Below are 5,051 nucleotides of genomic sequence, written 5' to 3'. Positions count from 1 at the left end.
GGTCCGCACCACCGACCCCGGCTGCTACATAGCCGCCTGCGAGGCCCTCGCCGCCTTCGACATCCGCGCCGAGCTCAGCCGGATCGGCGTGCCCACCCTCGTGGTGGTCGGCGCCGACGACCAGGTCACCCCGGCCGCCGACGCCCGCGTCCTGGTCGCCGGGATCGCCGACGCACGGCTCGCGCTGATCCCCGGCGCCTCCCATCTCACCCCGGTCGAGCAGCCGATGGCCGTCACCGATCTGCTGGTGCGCCACTTCTCCAGCTCCTGGCAGACCCCGGACCACCCGACCGGGATGACCGCGATCCCCGCGCCCCCGCCCAAGCCCGTGCTCTCGCCCGTGCCGCCCGGCGCCGAGGTCGTCGGTTTCGGCCAGAACGTGCCCGAGCCGCTGCTGGACGCCCGAGCCGACGCGTACGATCAGGGCATCAAGGTGCGCCGCGAGGTGCTCGGCGACGCCCATGTGGACCGGGCGCAGTCCCTGGCCGACGAGTTCACCGGCGACTTCCAGGACTTCATCACCCGCTACGCCTGGGGCGAGGTGTGGACCCGGCCCGGAATCGACCGGCGGATCCGCAGCGTGGTCACCCTCACCGCCCTCGCCGCCCGCGGCCACCTCGACGAACTCGCCTTCCACACCCGGGCCGCGCTGCGCAACGGGCTCACCCCCACCGAGATCAAGGAGGTGCTGCTGCACACCGGCGTCTACTGCGGGGTGCCGACGGCGAACTCCGCCTTCGCCGTGGCCCAGCGGATCATCCGCGAGGAGACGAGCCCGGAGGGCTGAGCGCTCCGCTGGAAGTGCCGCGATGCGTTGTTGGCCATCTGCGGCGCCGTTGTGGCTGGTCGCGCCCCGCGGCGGAGCCGCATATCGATACAGCCCCGCGCCCCTTCGGGGCGCTTGGTAGCACAATGATCTCCATGAAGCTCACCAAGAAGGGCCATGCCTGCGTCCGGATCGAGAAGGACGGGCAGACGCTCGTCATCGACCCCGGGGCCTTCAGCGAAGAGGACGCCGCGGTCGGCGCGGACGCGATCCTGGTCACCCACGAGCACTTCGACCACTTCAACGAGGAGCGGCTGCGCACGGCGCTCGACGCCAACCCCGCCGCCCAGATCTGGACGCTCCGCAGCGTCTCCCACCACATCTCCGCGGCGTTCCCCGGGCGGGTGAACACCATCGGGGAGGGCGACAGCTTCAACGCGGCGGGATTCGACATCGAGGTCCACGGCCAGTTGCACGCCGTCATCCACCCCGACATCCCCCGGATCACCAATGTGGGCTATCTGCTCGACGGGGCGCTCTTCCACCCCGGCGACGCCCTTACCGTGCCCGCCGGGCGGCGGGTGGACACGCTGATGCTGCCGGTGCACGCCCCCTGGAACAAGTTCGCCGAGATCCTCGACTACGTCCGCGCGGTCGGCCCGCGTCGGGCCATCGACATCCACGACGCCCTGCTGTCCGACGTCGCGCATACGGTCTACGGCCGGATGCTCGGCCCCGAGGGCCCCGGTACGGAAGGCGCCGAGCACCTGCGGCTGATCCCGGGCGAATCCCTCACCCTCTGAGGGCCGGGCCGGCTGTCAGAGCCGGGATGTAGGTTGTGCCCTATGCGCATCGCGACCTGGAACGTCAATTCGATCACCGCCCGGCTGCCCCGGCTGCTGGCCTGGCTGGAGAGCAGTGGCACGGACGTCCTGTGCGTCCAGGAGACCAAGTGCGCCGAGTCCGCCTTTCCGTACGAGCCGCTCCGCGAGCTCGGCTACGAGGCCGCGGTCAACGCCACCGGCCGGTGGAACGGAGTGGCGCTGCTCTCCAAGGCCGGGCTCACCGACGTCACCGTGGGCCTCCCCGGCGGCCCGGACTACGACGGCGGCGAGGAGCCGCGGGCGATAGGCGCCACCTGCGGCCCGGTCCGCCTCTGGTCGGTCTATGTGCCCAACGGCCGGGAGATCGGCCACCCCCACTACGACTACAAGCTGCGCTGGCTGGAGGCGCTGCGCACGGCCGTCGCCGGGGACGCGGCCGGTGAGCGCCCCTTCGCGGTCCTCGGCGACTTCAATGTGGCGCCGACCGACGAGGACGTCTGGGACCGCTCCGCCTTCGACGGGCTGACCCATGTGACGGACCTGGAGCGCGAGGCCCTGGCGGCGCTGCGCGAGTCGGGTCTTTCGGACGTGGTGCCGCGGCCGCTGAAGTACGACCGCCCCTTCACCTACTGGGACTACCGCGAGCTGTGCTTCCCCAAGAACCGCGGCATGCGCATCGACCTGGTCTACGGGAACGAGACGTTCGCCAAGGCGGTCGGCGACGCGTATGTGGACCGCGAGGAGCGCAAGGGCAAGGGCGCCTCCGACCACGCCCCGGTCGTCGTCGACCTGGAGGTGTGACTCCGCGGCGGGATGCCCTCGCGAGGAGGGGGGAGCCTGAGGCTCCCCCTACCCGGCCAGCTTCCGCAGGTCGATCGACTCCGCCATCGCCCGCAACCCCGCGTCGCCCGGGTGCAGATGGTCCCCGCTGTCATAGGCGGGCAGTATCCGCGCCGGGTGCTCGGGGTCCCGCACCACCGCGTCGAAGTCCAGCACGGCGTCGAACACCCCGCCGCTGTCCCGGATGAAGGCGTTGACGGCCGAGCGCCGCGCGTCCGCGTCCGCCGTGCACAGCGACTCGCCCTCGCACGGGGCGATGGTCGCCCCGACCACCCGCAGCCCGCGCTCCCGCACCCGCGCCGCGACCGACCGCAGACCCGCGATCAGCTCCTCGGCCGAGCTGCCCCATCGCAGATCGTTGATGCCCTGGAAGACGACGACCGTACGGGCCCCGGTCTGGGCGAGCACATCCCGCTCCAGCCGGTGCTGGGTGCTGACCCCGCCGGTGTCCGTGGAGACGCCCTCGCCCGGATAGCGGTCGGCCACTACGCGGTTGGCGGATATGCCCGCGTTGAGCACCCCGTACGCCGGAACCTCGGACTGGCCGCGCAGCCGCCGCGCGAGCACATCGGGCCAGCGGCGGTTGGCGTCATTGGTGGACTTGGTGCCGTCGGTGATCGAGTCGCCGAGCGCCACCACCGAACCCGGCCCGCCCCGCACATCGACCCCGGTCAGGAACGGCCAGGTGGTGAGGGTGCCGGTGTAGGACTCAGCCCCCGGCTCGGCGGTCCGGTCACCGCTGCCCGCCGCGCTCAGATATGACCGCTGGGTGGCCTGGCTGTGCACCGGCACCGCCGCGACCGGACCCGGCAGATGGATGCTCACCAGCAGATTGGCGTCCGCCGGAACCGGGAAGTCCACCGGATCGCTGAACACCTGCGCGCCCGCGGGGATCGAGGTCCCCGGCCGCCCGCCGAAGGTCAGCGGCACCGGTGACCCCTGCGCCGCCGCGCCGCTCGCCTGGAGCGCGACCGTCGCATGCCCGATCTCCACGGGGGACGCGGCGAAGGTGTTCTCCAGCCGGACCCGGGCGCTCGGCCCGCCCGCGCTGGTGTGCACCACCAGCCGCAGCGTCTGATCGGTCCACGGCCCCACCTTGGTGTACCCGGCGGTGCTCGCCGCCCAGCTCCCGGTCCAGCCGTACGCGGGCTGCCGCAGCGACGCGGCGAAGACATGGAGATCGGCCGCCGGGCCCGGGTCCCTCGGCAGCACCACCGACGCGACCTCGTGGCCGCGCTCCAACGGCACCGTCACCGCGTACAGCCGGGCCGTCTCCTGCCGCTGCCCGGCGGCGGTGTTGAGATGGGGGAGGCCCACGGCCTTGGTGGCGGCGGGGCCGGCCCGCCAGTCCGAGGCGCTCAGGGTGTACGGATGGCTCGACCCGTCGCGGTAGCGCACCGTTCCGACGCCGTTCGCCCCGGCGCCGGGCCCGTTCGGCGAACTGCTCGCCACCAGGAAGGTCAGCGCCTCGCCCCGGCCGCGCAGCCGAACCGTCTGGCCGTCGGCGATCACATTGTCCGGCCCTGCCCCCGCGCTCCTCGGCCAGGTCAGCCGCGCCGCGTCCAGGGCGATATCGCGCCCCGGCGTCCAGCCGGCGGCCCGCAGATCCTGCGCGGAGAGCGAGGCGCCCGCGCCGTCGAAGTCGGCGTCACCCGGCCGGGAGTCATCGCTGACCGCCCGGTTGTCGAAAAGCCGCTCCAGAGGGAGCGGCTTGTGGGTCGGCACACTGGCCGGTGCGGCGGAGGAGGGTGCGATGAGTGCGAGGGTGACACCTCCCGCGACGATCCCGGCGGTTGTCCACGGTCTCGCGACGCGCATATGTGTCCCCTCTCGCAACCAACCCGACCGGCGATTCGACAGGTGCCCGGAGAACGTATGGAGGCAGGTGGGTGTCGTCAAGACAAGCATCGGGTCACAGCTCACACCGCGCGCCCTGTGGTGCGCCGGTGGCCTGGATGCCACGCTGAGCGGTATGAACATCTCCTTCTTGGGCAACTGGCGCAAGCGACGTGGCCCCGCCTCGGGCACGGCCCTGATGGGTGCCCAGGAGGAGGACCCCCAGGGCGTCGCCCAACTGCTCTCCGAATGCGAACTCCTGCGCGCGCGGGCCTCCGCCGCGGGCATCGGGCTCGATGACTCCACGGCCTCCCTGGAGGCGCTGGACCAGATGGCGCCGCGCTGGCGCGACGACCCGGACGAGCTCCCCTGGCTCGGTAACGACGCCGGTCTCTACCTGGGCACGGTCATCGTCCGCACCGTCCCCGGGGCCGTCTGGCAGGTGTGGCCCAACGGCCGGCCCGTCGTCAGACTGGCCTCCGGCCGCGAGGTCGACGTCGTGGAGGCCGGTCAGCAGTGGGCCGCCGACGGCGCCCCCGAACTCTGCCAGCGCTACGCCGAGGTCGCCGAAGCCTAGGGGCGTCCGGCGGATGGTGACGCCTGCGGCGGGCTGCTCCCCTCCCCGCCCCTTCCCGCTACCAGGGGCTCCGCCCCAGGACCCCGGGGGGTGACGAGCCGACAGTCGCGCCGTGAACACCCGCACCAGCGGGCTGATCGCGGTCGGCCCGCCGGCGCGGCGGATGGTCGGGCGGACGCCCGCACACATCCGGGTCGTCCGGCCGGGG

5 protein-coding genes and 1 pseudogene are annotated in these 5,051 nt (G+C 72.8%); 5 read left to right on the top strand and 1 reads right to left on the bottom strand.

Annotated features, from left to right (window positions below; translation table 11 throughout):
• The 3 genes from pcaC to GWI24_RS40075 form a co-directional block, all read left to right on the top strand.
• Positions 1-787, top strand: a 787-nt coding sequence (pcaC, locus tag GWI24_RS40085) for a 4-carboxymuconolactone decarboxylase (protein ID WP_210950950.1), incomplete at its 5' end; no start/stop codon positions are given.
• 134 nt (positions 788-921) lie between these two features.
• A complete protein-coding gene (locus GWI24_RS40080) occupies positions 922-1,569 on the top strand; it encodes an MBL fold metallo-hydrolase (protein WP_210950949.1) in 648 nt (215 codons plus the stop codon).
• A gap of 42 nt (positions 1,570-1,611) precedes the next feature.
• The gene (locus tag GWI24_RS40075; RefSeq protein ID WP_210950948.1) at positions 1,612-2,391 is read left to right on the top strand and encodes an exodeoxyribonuclease III; all 780 of its coding nucleotides are present in this window, start codon (positions 1,612-1,614) and stop codon (positions 2,389-2,391) included.
• Between the two features lie 48 nt (positions 2,392-2,439).
• Here the strand turns inward: GWI24_RS40075 and GWI24_RS40070 are convergent, their stop codons facing one another.
• On the bottom strand, positions 2,440-4,248 hold the full coding sequence (locus GWI24_RS40070; RefSeq protein ID WP_210950947.1) for an SGNH/GDSL hydrolase family protein: 1,809 nt from the start codon (positions 4,246-4,248) through the stop codon (positions 2,440-2,442).
• A gap of 154 nt (positions 4,249-4,402) precedes the next feature.
• Between GWI24_RS40070 and GWI24_RS40065 the strand changes: the two genes are divergently transcribed.
• Both GWI24_RS40065 and GWI24_RS40060 read left to right on the top strand, forming a co-directional pair.
• On the top strand, positions 4,403-4,843 hold the full coding sequence (locus tag GWI24_RS40065) for a DUF6278 family protein (protein WP_210950946.1): 441 nt from the start codon (positions 4,403-4,405) through the stop codon (positions 4,841-4,843).
• 109 nt (positions 4,844-4,952) lie between these two features.
• Positions 4,953-5,051, top strand: a pseudogene (locus tag GWI24_RS40060) (rod shape-determining protein); the annotation flags it as partial.

Origin of the sequence: Streptomyces sp. MK37H, assembly GCF_018035285.1 — a bacterium.
Taxonomy (GTDB): Bacteria; Actinomycetota; Actinomycetes; order Streptomycetales; family Streptomycetaceae; genus Streptomyces; species Streptomyces endocoffeicus.
Note: the sequence above shows the minus strand (reverse complement) of the source record. Positions and strands in the feature narration are given on the sequence as shown.